Source organism: Paraburkholderia domus (genome assembly GCF_905220705.1).
Lineage (GTDB): Bacteria > Pseudomonadota > Gammaproteobacteria > Burkholderiales > Burkholderiaceae > Paraburkholderia > Paraburkholderia domus.
Map to the genome: position 1 here is coordinate 65059 of NZ_CAJNAT010000017.1, position 17387 is coordinate 82445.

General features: G+C 59.9%; 22 protein-coding genes. 18 read left to right on the plus strand and 4 right to left on the minus strand.

The genetic code is table 11. The features are described from left to right. Nucleotides 1-55: 55 nt before the first annotated feature. The 9 genes from KHO31_RS25030 (at nucleotide 56) to KHO31_RS25070 (ending at nucleotide 9090) form a co-directional block, all read left to right on the plus strand. Nucleotides 56-451: a CZB domain-containing protein gene (locus tag KHO31_RS25030; protein WP_201078811.1), complete on the plus strand. Its 396-nt coding sequence runs from the start codon at nucleotides 56-58 to the stop codon at nucleotides 449-451. 77 nt (nucleotides 452-528) lie between these two features. After that, on the plus strand, nucleotides 529-1356 hold the full coding sequence (locus tag KHO31_RS25035) for a fused MFS/spermidine synthase (protein ID WP_201078809.1): 828 nt from the start codon (nucleotides 529-531) through the stop codon (nucleotides 1354-1356). A 20-nt stretch (nucleotides 1357-1376) separates the two neighbouring features. Then, nucleotides 1377-3386 (plus strand): hydrogenase 4 subunit B, encoded by a 2010-nt coding sequence (hyfB, locus tag KHO31_RS25040; protein WP_201078807.1) that lies wholly within the window; start codon nucleotides 1377-1379, stop codon nucleotides 3384-3386. Then, nucleotides 3383-4333, plus strand: coding sequence for a respiratory chain complex I subunit 1 family protein (locus KHO31_RS25045; protein ID WP_201078805.1), 951 nt, complete (start codon nucleotides 3383-3385; stop codon nucleotides 4331-4333). The genes hyfB and KHO31_RS25045 overlap by 4 nt, the downstream gene beginning before the upstream one ends. Continuing rightward, complete coding sequence (locus KHO31_RS25050; protein ID WP_121113789.1) at nucleotides 4333-4992, plus strand: formate hydrogenlyase; 660 nt, start codon at nucleotides 4333-4335, stop codon at nucleotides 4990-4992. Before KHO31_RS25045 ends, KHO31_RS25050 begins: the two co-directional genes overlap by 1 nt. Then, complete coding sequence (locus KHO31_RS25055; RefSeq protein ID WP_201078803.1) at nucleotides 4985-6445, plus strand: hydrogenase 4 subunit F; 1461 nt, start codon at nucleotides 4985-4987, stop codon at nucleotides 6443-6445. Before KHO31_RS25050 ends, KHO31_RS25055 begins: the two co-directional genes overlap by 8 nt. A 3-nt stretch (nucleotides 6446-6448) precedes the next feature. Beyond that, complete coding sequence (locus KHO31_RS25060; RefSeq protein WP_201078802.1) at nucleotides 6449-8011, plus strand: hydrogenase large subunit; 1563 nt, start codon at nucleotides 6449-6451, stop codon at nucleotides 8009-8011. After that, nucleotides 8011-8538 carry an NADH-quinone oxidoreductase subunit B family protein gene (locus KHO31_RS25065; RefSeq protein WP_137958857.1) on the plus strand — a complete coding sequence of 176 codons (528 nt, stop codon included), beginning with the start codon at nucleotides 8011-8013 and terminating at the stop codon, nucleotides 8536-8538. Before KHO31_RS25060 ends, KHO31_RS25065 begins: the two co-directional genes overlap by 1 nt. A gap of 114 nt (nucleotides 8539-8652) precedes the next feature. Beyond that, nucleotides 8653-9090, plus strand: coding sequence for a hypothetical protein (locus KHO31_RS25070; RefSeq protein ID WP_201078799.1), 438 nt, complete (start codon nucleotides 8653-8655; stop codon nucleotides 9088-9090). Nucleotides 9091-9322: 232 nt separating this feature from the next. On the opposite strand, the gene KHO31_RS25075 is transcribed toward KHO31_RS25070, so the two are convergent. The 3 genes from KHO31_RS25075 to KHO31_RS25085 all read right to left on the minus strand — a co-directional run bounded on the left by KHO31_RS25075 (nucleotide 9323) and on the right by KHO31_RS25085 (nucleotide 11466). Continuing rightward, nucleotides 9323-9769, minus strand: a complete 447-nt coding sequence (locus KHO31_RS25075) for a universal stress protein (protein WP_201078797.1) — start codon at nucleotides 9767-9769, stop codon at nucleotides 9323-9325. A gap of 168 nt (nucleotides 9770-9937) precedes the next feature. Continuing rightward, nucleotides 9938-10387 (minus strand): Fis family transcriptional regulator, encoded by a 450-nt coding sequence (locus KHO31_RS25080; RefSeq protein ID WP_201078795.1) that lies wholly within the window; start codon nucleotides 10385-10387, stop codon nucleotides 9938-9940. Between the two features lie 575 nt (nucleotides 10388-10962). Beyond that, on the minus strand, nucleotides 10963-11466 hold the full coding sequence (locus tag KHO31_RS25085) for a hypothetical protein (protein ID WP_201078793.1): 504 nt from the start codon (nucleotides 11464-11466) through the stop codon (nucleotides 10963-10965). 210 nt (nucleotides 11467-11676) lie between these two features. Between KHO31_RS25085 and KHO31_RS25090 the strand changes: the two genes are divergently transcribed. The 9 genes from KHO31_RS25090 to KHO31_RS25125 all read left to right on the plus strand — a co-directional run bounded on the left by KHO31_RS25090 (nucleotide 11677) and on the right by KHO31_RS25125 (nucleotide 16125). Further along, complete coding sequence (locus KHO31_RS25090) at nucleotides 11677-12021, plus strand: zinc ribbon domain-containing protein YjdM (protein WP_201078791.1); 345 nt, start codon at nucleotides 11677-11679, stop codon at nucleotides 12019-12021. A gap of 90 nt (nucleotides 12022-12111) precedes the next feature. After that, the gene (locus tag KHO31_RS25095) at nucleotides 12112-12948 is read left to right on the plus strand and encodes a spermine/spermidine synthase domain-containing protein (protein WP_201078789.1); all 837 of its coding nucleotides are present in this window, start codon (nucleotides 12112-12114) and stop codon (nucleotides 12946-12948) included. A gap of 174 nt (nucleotides 12949-13122) precedes the next feature. Then, nucleotides 13123-13476: a hypothetical protein gene (locus KHO31_RS25100; RefSeq protein WP_201078787.1), complete on the plus strand. Its 354-nt coding sequence runs from the start codon at nucleotides 13123-13125 to the stop codon at nucleotides 13474-13476. Then, nucleotides 13473-13685, plus strand: coding sequence for a twin transmembrane helix small protein (locus KHO31_RS25105; protein ID WP_137958864.1), 213 nt, complete (start codon nucleotides 13473-13475; stop codon nucleotides 13683-13685). The genes KHO31_RS25100 and KHO31_RS25105 overlap by 4 nt, the downstream gene beginning before the upstream one ends. Before the next feature lie 770 nt (nucleotides 13686-14455). Then, nucleotides 14456-14641 carry a hypothetical protein gene (locus KHO31_RS25110; protein WP_211624344.1) on the plus strand — a complete coding sequence of 62 codons (186 nt, stop codon included), beginning with the start codon at nucleotides 14456-14458 and terminating at the stop codon, nucleotides 14639-14641. 172 nt (nucleotides 14642-14813) lie between these two features. Continuing rightward, the gene (locus KHO31_RS25115) at nucleotides 14814-15011 is read left to right on the plus strand and encodes a DUF2970 domain-containing protein (RefSeq protein ID WP_201078783.1); all 198 of its coding nucleotides are present in this window, start codon (nucleotides 14814-14816) and stop codon (nucleotides 15009-15011) included. Then, entirely contained in the window at nucleotides 14966-15181 is a 216-nt protein-coding gene (locus tag KHO31_RS25120) for a high-potential iron-sulfur protein (RefSeq protein WP_201078909.1), read from the plus strand. Before KHO31_RS25115 ends, KHO31_RS25120 begins: the two co-directional genes overlap by 46 nt. A gap of 393 nt (nucleotides 15182-15574) precedes the next feature. Next, nucleotides 15575-15796 carry a hypothetical protein gene (locus KHO31_RS39450; protein WP_236071447.1) on the plus strand — a complete coding sequence of 74 codons (222 nt, stop codon included), beginning with the start codon at nucleotides 15575-15577 and terminating at the stop codon, nucleotides 15794-15796. 44 nt (nucleotides 15797-15840) lie between these two features. Next, the gene (locus tag KHO31_RS25125) at nucleotides 15841-16125 is read left to right on the plus strand and encodes a hypothetical protein (protein WP_201078781.1); all 285 of its coding nucleotides are present in this window, start codon (nucleotides 15841-15843) and stop codon (nucleotides 16123-16125) included. 444 nt (nucleotides 16126-16569) lie between these two features. Here the strand turns inward: KHO31_RS25125 and KHO31_RS25130 are convergent, their stop codons facing one another. After that, nucleotides 16570-16965 (minus strand): response regulator, encoded by a 396-nt coding sequence (locus KHO31_RS25130; RefSeq protein WP_201078779.1) that lies wholly within the window; start codon nucleotides 16963-16965, stop codon nucleotides 16570-16572. Nucleotides 16966-17387: the final 422 nt, after the last annotated feature.

Here is a 17387-nt window from a genome sequence, read left to right on the forward strand (position 1 = left end):
AACAGGCGGCCGACAGGCTACCTGGTGCCGCGCGTGACGTATTGGGAGAAGTGCCATGCTGTTTGACGATACGCTTGAAGAACACCGGATGGCGGGCGTCTCGTTGCGGTGCGGGATCCACCAGCGCGTGCAGCTCAATACATGCGCTTTCGCCAATGAGCGCAGCTGCGCACTCGGTCGCTGGCTTCATGAAGACGGCACGCGCTGCGATGAGTTTCCGGAACTCCAGCAGTTAAGGATGGCGCATGCAAGTTTTCATACGATCACCCTGGTCATCGCGATTTCCATCACGCAAGGGCGTCTCGCCGAAGCGGCCGTCATACTCGAGCCTGATGCCCTGTTCGAAAGCGCGACACGCATGCTCATACACGCGGTGTCGCGTTTCGAAAAACGCTCGGGTGTGGGTGCGGCACCCGCATCCACACCCGCACCGTTCGGGCTGATACATTAAGGTCGCCGTGACGATCCGGTCGTTGCATGACGCAGGTTCGCGGCACCTGATCTGCGCAGTTTCAGGAGAAGAATGAATTGTCGGCCGATCACAATCAGTTCAGACGTGCCCTGGCGGAGCGATGGGGCAAGACTTTCGGGGAACCCGTGATACACGAGGGCCTGCGCACGCGGTCGCTGTGTTTCGACGCTCTCGGCATACAAAGCTCGATGCGCAGGAGCGATCCAGTCGAGCTCGACCTGCCGTACACGCGGGCCATGATGTCGTTCCAGCTCTTTCGCCCCGATCCCAAAGACATTTTGATCGTGGGTCTGGGCGGAGGATCACTGTCCAAATACTGCTTTCACAAGTTTCCGGCGGCACGGGTGACCACAGTCGAAATCGACGTGAGAGTCATCGCGCTACGCGAATGGTTTGTCATCCCGCCCGATTCGGAACGGTTCCAGATCGTGCACGCCGACGCGGCCGAATATCTCGCGGACAGGGCCGGCGTCGCAGACGTGATCCTGCTCGACGGCTTCGATGCGTTCGGGTTGCCTGCCAGCCTGTCGAGCCAGTCCTTCTACGACGCCTGCCATGCCGCGCTGCGTGACGAAGGTGTGCTGGTGGCCAACCTGCTGAACAGCGACCCGCGACTCGCCACCCACCTCGACCGGATACGCCGCGCATGCGATGGAAAACTGTTCCACACTATGGCACGACGTGAAGGCAACACCATTGCCATCGGGGTCAAACAGGGCACCGTCCCTGGATGGCTTGACCTCTATGCCCGCGCGGAAGCCATCACGAAATCGATGGGGCTCGACCTGTACCGGTATGTCAAAAAAATGGAACGTCATCACCGGGCAGAGGCCGTTCCGGGATACCCTTCGCCCCACACACTGACCGTCGGACAGGACGTCTGAGGGCACCGGAGACAACGCCGATGGAACATCTGCTGGTCGTCCATTACGTGCTGCTGGTGGTCGCCGGCTGGTTGGTCGTCGGGGTTCTGGGACTCGCGAACCTGCACCGCACACGCGTGGTGGCACATGGCCTGTTTCCGCTCGGTGCCGTATTCGGTCTGCTTCTGTGCGGACTGGGCCTGGCAGGTGTATTTTCGGATCCCCAGGAAGCCGTCCTGCCGCTCGGGTTGCCGGACCTGCCGTTTCATCTGAGGCTCGACGGCCTGTCGGCGTATTTCCTCACGGTACTTGGCGTGGTAAGCACGGGTGTAAGCGCGTTCTCCGCCGGTTATTTCCGCAAGGGCGAGGGCACGCCACCCGGATTGCTGTGCTTCGAATATCACGTGTGCCTCGCGAGTATGGCGGTGCTGCTGCTGGCGGACGATGCATATTGCTTCATGGTCGCGTGGGAGACGATGACGATATCGGCCACCTTCCTGGTGATGACCAATCACCGCATCGCCGAGATTCGCCGGGCCGCCTGGCTCTACTTCCTGATCTCCCACGTCGGCGCGCTGGCGCTCCTGCTCTGCTTCGGCCTGTTACAGGCCAATACCGGCGACTATACGTTCGCCAACATGCGACAACAGCATCTGGACGTGTTCTGGGCATCCATCGCGTTTCTGCTGGCGCTGTTCGGTTTCGGCACAAAAGCAGGCATATTTCCGCTGCATGTCTGGCTGCCGGAGGCTCATCCGGCGGCGCCGTCGCCGGTATCGGCCCTCATGAGCGGGTTCGTCCTGAAAGCGGGCCTGTACGGCGTGTTGCGCACAGTGTTCGACCTGCTGCACGTGCAGATCGCGTGGTGGGGCGTGCTCATGCTGATGCTCGGACTCTTCACCGCGCTGTTCGGGGTCGTGTTCAGCGCCATCCAGACGGACATGAAGCAGCTGCTTGCGTACTCATCAATCGACAACATCGGCTTGATGTTCGTCAGCATGGGGCTGACGATCCTGTTTCGCGCATACGGAATGAGCGCGCTGGCTGCCCTGTCGTTGACGGCCCTGCTCTATCAGATCGCCAGCCACGCGACATTCAAGAGCCTGCTGTTTCTCGGCACCGGTTCCGTGCTCCATGCGACGGGCGAGCGCAATCTCGGGCGACTGGGCGGCCTGATCCGCTTCATGCCGTGGACCGCCTGGGCTGCACTCGTGGGCGCGTTTGCAAGTGCGGGTCTGCCGCCGTTGAGCGGCTTCGTCTCCGAATGGCTGCTGCTGCAGAGCTTTCTGTTTACGCCAGGGCTGCCTGACCCGTTCCTGAACATGGTGGTCCCGCTCGTCGCCGCGCTGATTGCTCTCGTGGCCGCGCTCGCGGGCTACACGATGGTCAAGTTCTTCGGCATCATCTTTCTCGGCCAGCCTCGCGAGGCGAAGTTACGCGATGCACGGGATGCAAGTCCGTGGGAGCGCGTCGGCTTCGTGTGGCTCGCAGCGATATGCGTGCTGCTCGGGCTGTTGCCGGTGCAGTTCGTGATCGTTCTGGATCGCGTCACACAGATGCTGATTGGCGCGGGGATCGGCGCCACCGTCGCGAGGAATGGCTGGCTGCTGCTCGCACCCACCAGTGTAGGCCGGGCCAGCTACATGCCGCTGGTTTTCCTGCTGTTCTTCGTTGCCTGTTGCGGGCTCGCGTGGCTGCTGGTACGCCGTCTTTACCATGGGCGCCTGCGACGTGCTGCCCCCTGGGCCTGCGGCTTTCCGTTCGTGAACGCGCGTATGCAGGACACGGCAGAAGGGTTCGGGCAGCCGATCCGGGAGATCTTCGCGCCGCTGTTCAGGATCGAACGGCGGCTGCCCTCTCCGTTCGACGAACACCCCGCGTACAGCGTCACCGTGACGGATCGCGCGTGGACCCTGATTTACGAGCCGCTCGAGCGACTGGTCCGGCGAATCGCGGCACTGGCCGGCTTGCTCCAGACAGGCCGCATTGCCGTCTATCTGATGCACAGCTTTCTCGTGCTGATCGTCCTGCTGATGCTGGTGAGACGATGATCACACTCTCCGGATTGCTCTCCCAGGGGCTGGAAATCCTGCTCGCGCTCGCAGCAGCGCCCTTGCTAGGCGGTTGGGTCAACATGTGCCGCGCGCGCTTGCAGAACCGCCGTGCGCCCAGCATCTGGCAGCCTTACCGAATGCTTCACAAGCTGTTCAACAAGGAGTCGGTCGTCGCCGACCACGCCAGCCCCATATTTCGCGGCGCGCCATATGTCGTCTGGGCTTGCATGACGCTCGCTTGTGCGATCGTGCCCACGCTTTCCACCGATCTGCCGCTCTCGCCGGCTGCGGACGCGATCGCCCTGGTAGGCCTTTTCGCGCTGGCTCGCGTGACAATCTCGCTGGCCGCGATGGACATCGGCACCGCGTTCGGCACGCTCGGCGCGCGCCGCGAGATGCTGGTAGGCTTCCTCGCGGAGCCTGCCCTGCTGATGGTCCTTTTTTCGGCGTCACTGATCACGAAGTCGACCTTGCTGACCAGCATCGTCTCCACGCTCAGCCATCGCGAACTGGCGATCTATCCGAGCCTCGCGTTCGCGGGGATCGCATTCACGATGGTGTCGCTCGCCGAAAACGCGCGCCTGCCGGTCGACAACCCGACCACGCACCTCGAACTGACGATGATCCACGAGGCGCTGATCCTCGAGTATTCCGGCCGGCATCTCGCGCTGATGGAATGGGCCGCGAGCCTCAAACTGTTCGCGTACTCCTGCATCGGCCTCGCCTTGTTCATCCCGTGGGGCATCGCCGAGGCCGGCAATCCGATGGCGCTGCTGCTCGCCATACCGGCGCTCTTCGTCAAGCTATTGATAGGTGGCGCGGCGCTTGCGGTCGTCGAGACGACCAACGCGAAGATGCGCATTTTCCGCGTGCCGGAGTTCCTCGCGACAGCGTTTCTGCTGGCCGTCATCGGCATGCTCGTTCACTTTCTGCTGGGGGCGTGATGCACGGATTCGCCACGCAGATCATCAACTTCCTGGCCGCGATCCTGCTGCTGCTGTCGTTCGCGATGCTCAGCCAGCGCCGGATCCTGTCGCTGATCCACCTCTATACGCTGCAGGGCCTGACACTCGTGTCAGCCAATGTGATCCTCGGATACGTCACCGCCGACGTGCACCTCTATATCTCCGCCGCACTCACCCTGGTGCTCAAGGTTGGCCTGATCCCCTGGATACTTTATAGGCTCGTGCAGCGCCTGAACGTCAAGACGGACGTGGAGCCGCTCCTCAACATTCCCGCCACGCTGCTGATCGGCATCGTGCTCGTGATCATTGCATTCAACGTGGCGTCGCCGATCAGCCAGCTCGCCTCATCGGTCGCACGCGGCACGCTCGGCATCGCGCTTGCCTGCGTGCTGCTGTCGTTCATGATGATGATTACCCGCGCGAAGGCGATCCCTCAGGTAATCGGCTTCCTGTCGATGGAGAACGGTCTGTTCTTTGCCGCTGCCGCGGCAACGAACGGCATGCCGATGATCGTCGAACTCGGCATTGGACTCGATGTGCTGGTGGGCATCCTGATCCTCGGCGTGTTCATGTTCCAGATCCGAGAGCAGTTCGACAGTCTGGACATTCATCACCTGGAAAAACTCAAGGATGACTGAAGCCTGGGTACTGCTGCTGGTTTTCGGGATCCCGCTTTTCGCAGGCGCATGTCTGGCGCTGGTGGGACAGCACCATGTCGCCGCAGAGCTCAACGTCGGGTTCAGTTTCCTCACATTCGCGGCCGCCGCGCTGCTTGCCGTGCAAACCGTGGCGCACGGGCCTGCGTTCGCGCTGGGCAAGCTGTTCTTCGTCGATCCGCTCAATGTGTTCCTCGTCGCGCTGACGGCCTTCGTCGGTTGGACCACGTCGATCTTTTCGAGGCCGTACATGCGCATCGAGCGTGACCGCGGCAAGATGACCGGCCCTCGCATGCGCCTTTATCACAGCATGTACCAGCTGTTCATCTTTGCGATGCTGCTCGCGCTGCTGACCAACAACATGGGCATCCTCTGGGTCGCCATGGAAGCTGCCACGCTCGCGACGGTGCTGCTCGTCAGCGTCTATCGCACGGCAGCCAGCCTCGAAGCCGCGTGGAAGTACTTCATCCTGTGCGGCGTCGGCATCGCGCAGGCGCTGTTCGGCACGATCCTGCTCTATCTCGCCGCAAGCCGGCAGCTCGGTGGCGGCGACGCGCTGCTCTGGACCAGTCTGAACGCGGTCAAAGGCAGTCTCGACCCGACCATCATTTCGCTCGCGTTCGTGTTCCTGCTGATTGGCTATGGCACCAAGGTCGGCCTCGTGCCGATGCACAACTGGCTGCCCGACGCGCATGCCGAAGGCCCCACGCCGATTTCGGCCGTGCTATCCGGCCTGCTGCTCAACGTCGCGCTCTATGCGGTGCTGCGCTGCAAGGTGCTGGCCGATGGTGCACTCCATAACGGCCTGCCGGGAAACCTGCTGGTCGGATTCGGGCTGGTCTCGGTGCTGGTCGCAACCTTTTCGCTGTTCCGGCAGAAAGACGTCAAGCGGCTCTTTTCGTATTCGTCGATCGAGCACATGGGTCTGATGACGTTTGCATTCGGGCTCGGCGGCCCCATTGCGACGTTTGCGGGCCTGCTCCACATGACGGTGCATTCGCTGGTGAAGTCGGCCATCTTCTTTACAGTCGGGCATGCGGCCCAGAAGGCCGGCACCCAGGCGATTGACGACATCCGCGGCCTGTTGCGCGTGAGCCCGACCGTTGGGTGGGGCATGATGCTCGGCGCGCTCGCGATCCTGGGCATGCCGCCATTCGGCGTCTTCGCGAGCGAGTTCCTGATCCTGACGACCGCAATGAGCAAACTCCCGTGGGCCACGCCCTTCCTGTTGCTCGCGCTTGCCGTGGCGTTCGCGGCCATCTTCGTGCGCGTGCAGGGCATGGTGTTCGGCGACACGACGGCCAAAGTTCTCGAACACCCGCCAGCGTTGCTGCCTGTGTTCGTCCATCTCGGCATCGGTCTGATGCTGGGACTCTACATTCCGCCCTATCTTGCGACGTGGTATCGGCAGGCGGCGGCCATGATTGCGGGGTGACACATGCGCATCGAGGCATTCGGGTTTCCCAACCTGGTTCGCCTGTCCGTGTTCGCGGGCAGGTCTTCGGCTTTTCTCGCACGGGTCGATCATGACACGTGGACCCGCACCGCCGGCACCGTGCGCGAGACGGGTGGCCGTCTGATCTCCCTGTGGGGTGCCGAAGAAGCGCCAGGCACATTCGCGATCTCCGCAGCTTACGCGCTGGAAGACGGAATCCTGTGGCTTCAGTTGCCGGTAGGCGACGGGCATGGGGACAGCGACGGATACCCGGCTATATCGGCAATCTTTCCGTGCGCGACACGCATGCAACGGGCTGTCTACGATCTGGTCGGGCTGCGTGCGATCGGCGCCGAAGATACACGGCCATGGCTGAATCATGGCAACTGGCCTGTCGATTACTTTCCATTGCAGAAATTGTCCTCCGGGACCGAGCGGTTTCAATCCCAGGAAGCCGACTATCCGTTTGTCCACGTCGAGGGTGACGGTGTCCACGAGATTGCCGTCGGTCCGATCCACGCAGGCGTGATCGAGCCCGGACACTTCCGCTTTTCGGTCGTCGGCGAAAAGGTGTTGCGCCTCGAGGAGCGGCTGGGCTATGCGCACCGGGGAATCGAGCGGCTGTTCGAGCACGTGCCAGCGCTCGACGGACACCGTCTCGCAGGACGTATCGCCGGAGACACAACGGTCGCCTTTACCTGGGCCTATTGCATGGCGGTCGAACGGGCACTCGATGTACAGATTCCGCCACGCGCGCAGTGGCTGCGCGCGCTGCTGCTCGAGCGCGAGCGCATTGCCAACCATCTGGGCGATCTGGGTGCGCTGGGTAACGATGCCGGGTTCGCGTACGGTCTCGCACAGTTTTCCCGCCTGAAGGAAGACTGGCTCCGCCTGAACGATCGGGTTTTTGGACACCGCTATCTGATGGATCGGATCGTGCCAGGGGGCGTGGCGAAGGATATCGATGCGCGTTCCATCACAGCGATGCTGACGCAGTGCGACCAGATCGACGCGCAGGTTCGTGTGATGCAACGCATTTACGACGATCAATCGGGGCTGCAGGATCGTTTTGCAGGAGCGGGCATACTCTCCGCCAAGGTGGCAGATCACTTCGGCGTGTGCGGGCTGGTTGGGCGAGCAAGCGGCCGGAAAACCGATGTGCGTGTCGATCACCCTTACGCGCCCTACCATGAGATTCAGGCGCAGATGGTCAGCGATGACCGGGGCGATGTGGCAGCCCGGGTCGCGGTCCGCTTCGGCGAAATCTACGAATCTATCCGGTTGATTCGCACCCTCCTGGCCGATCTGCCGGGTGGGGCGATCGTCTCCCGGATTGAACACGACGGCTCTCGATCCCGCGGGGTCGGCTGGATCGAGGGCTGGCGCGGCGACGTATTCGTCGCACTGGAGACCGGGGCTAGCGGGACAATTTCGCGTTGCCACTGCCACGACCCGTCGTGGCAGATCTGGCCAGCCCTGGAGCACGCGATCATCGGCAATATCGTTCCGGATTTCCCGCTGATCAACAAGTCGTTCAATCTGAACTACGCGGGACACGACCTGTAATGTGGCAACTTCTCAAACAGATCGCGACAACTGGCACGCCGACTCTGCGCGTGCCCGAGGGCGATGACGCATGGCGGGCCGAAGGCCACCGGATCCAGCAGGAAATACTCGATGTGCTCGGCCGGGCGCTGTGCATTCGCGAGGTCGATGCAGGCTCCTGCAACGGCTGCGAACTGGAAATCCATGCGCTCAACAACCCGTACTACAACGTCGAAGGTCTTGGTATCAGGTTCGTCGCCAGTCCCCGCCATGCCGACATGCTGCTGGTCACCGGCCCTCTGACATTGAACATGAAGGAAGCGGTGCGGCGGGCCTACGAGGCAACGCCCCACCCAAAGCTCGTCGTCGCGGTCGGCGAGTGCGCCTGCACAGGCGGCATGTTCAGGGAAAGCTACGCCGTGTGTGGGCCACTGTCTAACTTCTTGCCTGTCGACGTCACGATACCGGGTTGTCCGCCGCCTCCCATCGATATTCTGAGGGGCATTCTCACCGCGCTTCGTACGAAACACGCAACCTCCCCGCCATGATCACGGTCCGGGACACTCGCCAATCATGGTGTTCATGGGTAAGGGTTCCGCACGGAGCCCACGTGTGATGACCGCCCCAGTGTGCCACGCTGATATTTTTAGGGACGACGCGCGATGAGTGAGCAATTGAACCGGCTGAAAGCAATCGGCAGAGCGTGGCCACAGGTGCTGACGATCATCGTCTTCATGGTGGCAATCAGCCTGCGCTTTCCACTATGGTTTGTGATGCTCTCGGCCATCGTCAACGGCACCGCCCTGACATACCTTACGCGGCACTTCGCTTCCCGGCGGCCCCGCACGGGTGGTGACCCGTTCCTCGGCGTCATCGTGATCGGCAGCGGACTGGCGTCGATTGCCCTGACTCTGAAGTGGTGGGCCGTGGAACGGCAGTTAAAGCTCGCGCCCGGTGTGCTCCTGCATATGGCCGGCCATACAGAGGCAACTTCAGATCCAGCGTTGGCGTGGTCTAGCGTCCTGACCCAGTGGAGCTCCTGCTCGATCTTTCTGGTGATTGTCGCGGTGTGGGTGCTGGGCAGCGGACGTGCCGAATGAATACCGAACCGGCTCAGTACGTCGCCGACGTTTTCCGTGCACGCGCGAAAGCCTGAAGTCAACGGTCACCGTTGCCAGCCTCGTGGTGGTGCCGGTGATGGAGACGATGGGGGGCTAGATGCGCACCCGGGATGGCCGCGAGCGAAGTGCGGGCGACAATGTACGTCTGGGGCGGAGACGGCTTTGATTCAGTCGATGGCGTGCTGGATTCCACAACACAACCCGCACCGGTCTATGTCGGCTCCCGGACGACGAGAACCGGGATCTGGCAGTGCGTCAGCACCTTCTGGGTCTCACTGCCAAGCAACACGGCGCGCATGCCGCCTCTGCCGTGGGACGCCATGACGATGAGATCACAGTTTCGTTGCGCCGCCACGCTGATAATCGCCTCGTATGGGTGAGCGCGGTTCCTGGTGAACGTATCGCACTCGACACCGGCCTGGGTGGCCGCTTTTGTGAGGACCATGAGGTAGTCATCCGCATGCTGTCGAGCAGCCTGAATGAACTGGTCCTCGGTGTCTGCGATCACTTCGGCGCCGTACGCCAGGACACGGAATTCCGGGATGACATGAAGCCCCGTAACCTTGGCGCCACTTTCGCTCGCGAGCGTCACCGCCATCTGGATCGCGGCTTCCGAGAGGGCTGACCCGTCAGTCGGCACCAGCAGATGCTTGAACATACGTTTCTCCCTGCGGCCAGGCCTGTTCGTCTTGATGTCCTGCCCGGAGCCCGCTGCTTGAGCCAGGCACTCCTGAATCAAGGCGATTTCTTTCAGTATAGTTAGATTTACGATACGTGGAAGGTTGATTATTTCCGTGACAAAGTGCCGCGCGCCGACCCCACCTCTCTAACCGTTGCCCTCCGCTGCGGCAATGGCAGCTCCGTGTGCGATCAGGCGACCCAGACGCTCGTTCGCCCGAAGAATTGCCTGAAGACGGGTTTCCCTGAGTTGCCTGTCATACTCATTGATGACCGTAGAAATCAGCCCAATCACTTTGTCCGGGTAGCTCCAGTCGCCCACGGCTTCTCCACGATCAAAGATCGCGGCCACTTCCTGCTCCGCCTCACGCACGCTATCGAGAGTGAGTAGTCCGTGCCCGTCCTCCGTGAGATAACGGGTCATCAGGATAACCATATAAAGCCGCCGCGTAACGGACGCGTCGCCGTGTCTGCCGCGCGCAGCCTCGAGTGCCATCCGGTGCTGAAGCATGAGTGCATCTACGTCGGCCCGTGGCATGGGAAGGAAGAGTGCTTTGCCCCGAGTGGCCAGAGCATTCCCGAAAATCTTGCGTGCCATCAAAATTCTGCCTATTTGTGCGTAGCTATTCGGAGGCGTAGCGGCCGTTGTCGGCAATCAGGACCACACGCGCCTGCATCGGCAATGTGGGCCACGCCCCTTTCGCCCGCCCGTTTATCGATTGAAAGTGATTCCGGTGTCGAGACCTTTGCCTCTCCTCTGAAAGAAGTCCATCGCGCCTGCCCGCAGCCTCTCTCAGATTCGTCCGCCCCTCGAAATCCGCAATCCGCTTTACCGGCGAGTTCACTGGGCTTTATTCAGAAGCCTGTCCCTTTCGCAAGATTCCTCGACCACGATCTGAAGCCCACCAGACTTACCGGGTCATTAGCCCCCTGGCGGCCGCTTACGTCATTGCTGTTGCAATTGCGTCTTGTGTCAACCGCAAAGGTGAGGCACGGTTTTTCATGAACGCCCTGCCTGCGCAGGGTAATCGACAAGCTGGTTCCGATGTGCGACTGGTCGTCGCGTATCCGCGCGAAACCCATCATGGTTCGTTTGGACCCGAGCACAACCGCGCCCGCGCAGATCCGCGGAGACGGCACGCCCGCATATCGGGCCCCGCTGGGAAAGCTTTTTCAAGGCGGGCACTGTGAATCTGACTTCGTACTGCGGTGACATTCAATCTGTATTGCTGGATACCCGTCGGATTCCAGGGTGCTGGACAGAAATGTCTGCAGCAAATCGGCCCATGCGTTGTCCTGCAGATCGATGTTCGCTGCGACGATCAGTCGCAGGCCGCGATCCATGTGCGCAAAGCTCAATGAGCGCGCCTGCTGCGGCCGTCGGAAGAAATGTCCATCCCCGTCGAGCAGCAAAACGGGGCTGCCCTGGAAGCGGCTACTAGCGACGGACAGTGGGTCCAGCACGTACCGTGAGGATACCTTCGGGTAGATCAGGACAAGATTGACACCTGCCCTCACCAACCGTTTTCCAATGCAGTTGAACCGATAGGCCATCTGGAAGCCACGTTCCCCGTCTTTGCCCACGCCAACGACGACAATTCCGCGGCTACCCACCTGCTCCCCCAGAGAAGTGGGTCGACGGTCAGGTGATAGCAATACTCCGTCCAGATCAAACATGGTGATGTCCTCGTCGAGCCGGTTCCGGTTGTGTTCAGCAACGCCAGGTCAGGACGTAACCGACGTTTACCTTGGAAAGGGTAATTATAGTCGAGTTCTATTATAATAGAATGTGTGTATCTAAACGTCACTCCAAGTGGCCGGGCGGGACGATGCGAGCCGCTCACGCATTGGTTTTTGCACGCTTCGAATAACTTGAAGGGAGAATGTATGTCGGATGTGCCGCCGTGTCCCAACTGTGCCCAGGAGAACACCTACCCTGACGGCACGCTAAATGTTTGTGCTGATTGTGGTCACGAATGGTCGCCCCACTCGATGCAGGCGTCGGACGATCTGCCGGAGATGAACGTTATCAGGGACGCAAATGGGAATGCCCTGTCAGACGGAGATTCGGTGGTTCTGGTAAAGGATCTGCGCGTCAAAGGCTCCTCAATCACACTGAAGGTGGGTATCCGCGTCAAGAGCATTCGTCTGGTGGAAGGTGATCACGAAGTGGACTGCCGGATGGACGCGGGCAGTTTCATGCTTAAGGCGTGCTATCTGAGGAAGGTCTGATCAGGTGCGTATGACAGGCATCACGGCCGTCGCGCGAGCAAGTCAGGTCTGGACATCAGATCGTTTCAGCTGCCAGGATGAATGCTTGAGATGAGTGATGATTGGGCATCTTATGATGCATTTGTCGAGTTTTTATCGACACCGCTGGACGACGGGCGGCCGTTCGTGCTGGAAACGAAGCGTGGGATATCGTTGCATTTTGATCATTTTGCGATACAGAGCTCGATGTCGCGCAGGTCGCCAGACGAGCTCGTTCTCGGCTACACGCGCACGATGATGGGGTTTCTACTCCTCCAACCCCAACCCGAACACATATGCATGATCGGCCTGGGTGGCGGATCGCAGGCGAAATACTGCTATCGCCGCCTGCCCGAATCCACTATTACCGCAATCGAAATCAGCGCTGAGGTGATCGCCCTGCGCGACGTTTTCCAGATACCGGCGGATGATGGTCGGTTCAAGGTGATTTGCGCTGACGGAGCAGAGTACATGCGAGACGCCGCTATAGCGACAGACGTGATCCTGCTCGACGCATTCGGCGCCCGCGGAATGTCTGACCAGTGCGCGAACTTCGAGTTCTTTGCCACGTGCCGCGAGAGATTGACGGATTCTGGCGTACTCGTTGTCAATTTCACTGGCGACGATCCAGGATTGCCGTTCCACGTGCAAAAACTTGAAGCGGTGTTTGGCATCTCGTATGCGCTTGTGTCGTGCAGTGGGGGGGCGAACTATGTCGGCTTCGCCTGGAAGGACTCGCGTCATTTGCCGTCGAGGCAAGCGTTGCTGGCACATGCGCGGTCCATGAGTTGGGTAAGCGATCTCCGTTTATCCGCAACGGCCAGACGCCTGAAAGACGGCGAGTGTCTAGACTGGAGGCGTCTGGTTCGGCCTTCAATTGGAGACGTGTGCTGGAGAATCGACGCCTGAATTTGGGTAAGTCCTCCCGTCTGTGTGGCTACACCTCGACGACGATGTAGATACGATTGAAAGTGGAAAGCGCTTCCTGCGCAGAGTGAATCCGCGGGACTCGGGACTTGAATGCGTGGAGTAGCAAGTCCCTATCACCCAGAATTAGTTAGTAATCGAGAATAGTGAGATTTCATGAGTCCAGCCAAGTTCGTACTTAGTTATACCGCAGTACCACTGATTGCGATCGTTGGCGTGGTCATCTGGACTTCCATACCTTCGTCAAAGGAAATCGATGCGCGACAATACGCAGCACTTTCGAGCGCATATACAGATTTTCCGCCACAATTTCGACGTGAGATTGCCAGTGCAATGAAGCATGACCAGATTGATGATTGGGATTATCAGGCACTCGCACGCCAATCGCTGAAGGATGGGATCGCGTTGGACTGGCCGGCGACCGGCGCAAGTGATGTGGTAGCGGAGCGACGCAAGCTGGCTGCCCTGGTTCATTCAGATCCTTCTTACCAGTCAGGAAGTCAGAAATGAAGGATGTTCTCGTAGCAATCGCATTCGCGCTGATCATCGGCAGCCTGATTTCTGCGCTTTATTTCATGAACCACGACCGCGGACGCACCGGAAGGATGGCCTGGTCGCTTGCAGTGCGGGTGGGGCTGTCCATCACCCTGTTTCTCAGTTTATGGGTCGCACATTGGCTGGGTTACATCGACCCGACCGGAATTCCGATTGGTCGGTGAGCCGACGGAAATGTATGCCATTGAGACAAAATAGTCGTCTCGATGGTGTCACTACATATCCCATTTATAAGGTACAGCGACGTTGCTTACCGCTGCGCATGACCGGCGCCAGACGCTTGCGAACGCGCTTGCCCCCGGAGCTCCGGTCGGATTGCGCTCACAACCGTCCCATTTGAGCCCGGCTTGAGACGGATGTCAGTCGAGTCCCGCGCGGAGTTTCCGCATCGGCATGATCTGGAGAAAGCAGTCACCGGTAGGCGGGTCTGCACAGCCTGTACACGGCGAGCATCGACAGGACGGCGGAACAGCTCTGTACGGGGGACAATGCCCCCAGGCAAACACATTTACAGAATATGCTAATGGTATTAGCATGCAACTGCCCTACGCGATCTGTTTTTCGCAAGGCAGCAGGAAAATTGAGGTGTTCAGTTGAATCCAACGGTACACGAAGTCAACTATGGGTAATGGCGGCTTCAATCTGGTGCACCTCTCGCGGTTGCCACGCGAGCGACGCCGGTACACTGCGATGTTGTCCTCACGGTATCGCCTGACAGCACGACCTTCGCGCTGGTCGAGGTCGAGGGGAGTTTCAGTGATCAGCATGCAGCAGGCTCGAACCCGGTGCGGATCGCCACGAGACTTCTGTGACTGGACCGATTCAGTTCGTCCGTGCCCCTCGACGCTCGCCCGGCCTTCGCGATCCAACTCTTGCGCTAACCCCGATGTCCCATCCAGAGCAATTGGTAACGACGAGCGTTGCGAGACCGCAGGTGCCCGAGGCAGTTCCGCACCGTGTTGTGATGCTGTCGGCTCAGTCCGCCGGCGAAAATGAAAGTGGCAGCGCGAGCCTGAACGTGATGATCAAGCTTGCAACGGCGCGGGGTTTTGTGATGCCTGCGGAAGTCACGATTACCGGCCGGAGCATCTTGCTCAAGCTTACGTTATTGGGAACATGAACAATGCCTTCAGCGACATGGGCATCGCCGTATTTTGATGCAAGCACCGTGCGCCGAGTGCATGGTGATCTACGGCCAAACGCTTGTGGATGCGTCCGCCGAAGAGGCCGAGGAAGAGGAATGGTGACGATCTCACTAGCTCATTTTGTGATTTATGAGGGAGGGTCAACGGATGGCTGAAAGTGCCAAAGCTCAGGTTGTGCGTGCGTTCCGCGCGGTCTTCTGGGCATTTCTTGGTGTCAACAAACGAAAAAATCTTGAAGCGGAAGCAACGCAACTGAATCCTGTGGTCGTTGTCATTGCTGCAATCGCCGCAATGGGCGCATTTATTGCCTTGTTGCTTCTCATTGTGAATCTGGTGGTCGGTTAACGCTCAACGAGGACAAGACCAGATATCCGAAGTACCAGACTGGTCAGGTTTGCGCAAATTGTCAGCTCTACCAGGGTAAGCCCGGCAGCGCCAATGGTCCCTGTCCGATCTATGACGGCAAGCTGGTCAATGCAAAGGGATGGTGCAGCGCCTACTTGAAAAAGACGTAAGGTGGGTTCATTCTTAATCCAAGCTGGCTGCCCGCGTGCCGCTCACATGAAGGCAGCGATGGATTCTGTTTAAGGAATCCTCACCACCTTTACATTACTCCACGACTGAGCGTCCTGATTGTGCCGACGCGCGCAGCTTCTTCATGTCGACGGGCATGCCAGGATTTCTCCAGGATACCGACGGTGGCTGGGATCCTAACCCGTCACAATTGCGATTCGCGGTTCGCCTGCGAGCCGGCCGATCCGCAAGTCGTTGACATTGAAGGCAGGGTCTTCTTCCGTCGCCCGGTCTGAGACTATTGGAACAAAGTTGCGGACATCTGTCGCGGCGCACCTCCACGTTGTTCCACGCAACGACTATTCTTCTAATGAACCGCCGTTTGGGAGCCATCGATGCAGTTCGAATACAAGGCGTTTCACATCGATTGCCGGGCACGTCGCGCCAGCGATGGGCATTACGTCGCGAGGGCCCGAATCAGTCGCGGGCCTGGAAGCGCAGAAGACCGCGTCGAAACGCATGATTCGGGCGACATCGCTTCCTTTGTCGACGAGGCCGATGCAATCTCATGCGCGAGGGCATGGGCTATCGAATGGTGCGACGAAAACGGTGAGTGAGCCGCACACGCCGATTCCGTGCACATAAATGATGGGAGACCGCCATGGCTGAGGGAAAGGAACGGTTTGACGAATACAACGGCTTTACGATTCGTGTCCTCGCGGTTGCTGAATACTCGCCTCACCCACCGAATATCCCATTCGGTTATACCGGCTACGTTGCACGCCCCGGAGCTGACGTTCGTTACGCGTCTGCGCAGCGGGTAAGCTTTGCTCACCCGATCGCCGATCTGCTGACTGCAGAAGCTGCGGAACAGGCCGGTTTCGCTGAGGGACGGTCGATCATAGATGGCATGCATCCTGACGGGCTCAATACGGAAGGTCTGTAATTGAAGGCGCAGCGATCGCTTAGGGTTATGACTGAAGCGTCTCGCACAGGGGTCTGTGCAAGTCCATCGCGCCTGTTTAATCGCATACTGGCCTCGGTCCGCTTCGGAGTTCGCTGATCAAATGGTAAGCACTCGGCGGCCCCGATCGAGTGCTTACTCAGGATGTCACATCCGTGCATCCGTGGTGGCAACGCCTGTTCGGGATCGGCGCGGTGGTGGTGATGACGAGCGACTCGAATATCCAGTGTGGCGTCTGCCGGGCATGGAGCACGCCGAGCAGCCACGCTACGAGGTGAACCGGGCCGCGATTGCGCTGCGTGATGTGAAGGGTGTTCGCGAAGTAAACATAGGGCGTGTTTGACGGGTCTGAGTTGCTGCGTGCAGCTACCCCTTCTTTTTTCAGACCGTCGTTGCAGGGAATGTCAGAGTCGATTGCAGCCGTGTTCAGTGCGTCAAGGCGCGACCCCGCGTGGCGGCACATTCGGCCGCGTGCTCAGCGAGCAGGCGCCGCATCGTCGCCAGCAGTTCCGGGACGTCGACGGGCTTGCGCATAAAGCCGTCATACCGCACAAAGGCAGGCGGGCTTGGCTCGGCCGATACCAGGATAAAAACCGTCTCAGTCAGACCGGGTGTGTTCCGGATGTGGTGGCACAGCGCACTGCCCGACATGACTGGCATGCGCCAATCGGCTACGACGATGTCGACCGCGGTCGACGTCAGGACGGCCAACGCCGCCTGGCCATCGCCCGCGGCTTTCACGTCGAATCCATCGCGCTCGCAGCAGATTTCCCAAGCTGCCAGGGTCTCGGGTTCGTCGTCAACCAATAGCACCGTCGTCATGCATCACTCCTTCCCCTGGCTGTAGGCGTTGGGGTGCACGGAGATTCGTCGTCGAGCAGATCCAACTGGCAGACGGCGCGGTGGATTACCATCTCGCGCCATCTGGCATGTACCGCGCGTAACGGCATCCGTCTGCAGACGCATCGCCATCCGTCTTGCGCGACCGGGCTGTCATCGTTGACAACACGTCGTCTGCGACTGCCGGACCGGAGCGAAGAACGGTTCCAGCGGAAGCAACGGGCAGCATGCATGGTGAAGATGCCTTTCTACATACTAATAAATCCATCACAGCTTTGAAGACTTAATTTTCGCCTGACGTCGTGATCGGCTGTCATGCAAACGACCCCATTTGCACCAGATAGCGAGCCAATTGCGCATATGATATGGGTCAAGAAAGCGGACCAATTGCCGATAATGCAGTG

Excerpts from the sequence above, each read along its gene's own strand:
- KHO31_RS25080 (WP_201078795.1), bottom strand. The coding sequence starts at position 10,387 with ATGGCACGCAAGATTTTCGGGAATGCTCTGGCCACTCGGGGCAAAGCA.
- KHO31_RS39450 (WP_236071447.1), top strand. The coding sequence starts at position 15,575 with ATGCAGTTCGAATACAAGGCGTTTCACATCGATTGCCGGGCACGTCGC.
- KHO31_RS25050 (WP_121113789.1), top strand. The coding sequence starts at position 4,333 with ATGCACGGATTCGCCACGCAGATCATCAACTTCCTGGCCGCGATCCTG.
- KHO31_RS25075 (WP_201078797.1), bottom strand. The coding sequence starts at position 9,769 with ATGTTCAAGCATCTGCTGGTGCCGACTGACGGGTCAGCCCTCTCGGAA.
- KHO31_RS25105 (WP_137958864.1), top strand. The coding sequence starts at position 13,473 with ATGAAGGATGTTCTCGTAGCAATCGCATTCGCGCTGATCATCGGCAGC.
- hyfB (WP_201078807.1), top strand. The coding sequence starts at position 1,377 with ATGGAACATCTGCTGGTCGTCCATTACGTGCTGCTGGTGGTCGCCGGC.
- KHO31_RS25030 (WP_201078811.1), top strand. The coding sequence starts at position 56 with ATGCTGTTTGACGATACGCTTGAAGAACACCGGATGGCGGGCGTCTCG.
- KHO31_RS25125 (WP_201078781.1), top strand. The coding sequence starts at position 15,841 with ATGGCTGAGGGAAAGGAACGGTTTGACGAATACAACGGCTTTACGATT.
- KHO31_RS25055 (WP_201078803.1), top strand. The coding sequence starts at position 4,985 with ATGACTGAAGCCTGGGTACTGCTGCTGGTTTTCGGGATCCCGCTTTTC.
- KHO31_RS25085 (WP_201078793.1), bottom strand. The coding sequence starts at position 11,466 with ATGTTTGATCTGGACGGAGTATTGCTATCACCTGACCGTCGACCCACT.
- KHO31_RS25045 (WP_201078805.1), top strand. The coding sequence starts at position 3,383 with ATGATCACACTCTCCGGATTGCTCTCCCAGGGGCTGGAAATCCTGCTC.
- KHO31_RS25090 (WP_201078791.1), top strand. The coding sequence starts at position 11,677 with ATGTCGGATGTGCCGCCGTGTCCCAACTGTGCCCAGGAGAACACCTAC.
- KHO31_RS25130 (WP_201078779.1), bottom strand. The coding sequence starts at position 16,965 with ATGACGACGGTGCTATTGGTTGACGACGAACCCGAGACCCTGGCAGCT.
- KHO31_RS25115 (WP_201078783.1), top strand. The coding sequence starts at position 14,814 with ATGGCTGAAAGTGCCAAAGCTCAGGTTGTGCGTGCGTTCCGCGCGGTC.
- KHO31_RS25095 (WP_201078789.1), top strand. The coding sequence starts at position 12,112 with ATGAGTGATGATTGGGCATCTTATGATGCATTTGTCGAGTTTTTATCG.
- KHO31_RS25065 (WP_137958857.1), top strand. The coding sequence starts at position 8,011 with ATGTGGCAACTTCTCAAACAGATCGCGACAACTGGCACGCCGACTCTG.
- KHO31_RS25100 (WP_201078787.1), top strand. The coding sequence starts at position 13,123 with ATGAGTCCAGCCAAGTTCGTACTTAGTTATACCGCAGTACCACTGATT.
- KHO31_RS25070 (WP_201078799.1), top strand. The coding sequence starts at position 8,653 with ATGAGTGAGCAATTGAACCGGCTGAAAGCAATCGGCAGAGCGTGGCCA.
- KHO31_RS25060 (WP_201078802.1), top strand. The coding sequence starts at position 6,449 with ATGCGCATCGAGGCATTCGGGTTTCCCAACCTGGTTCGCCTGTCCGTG.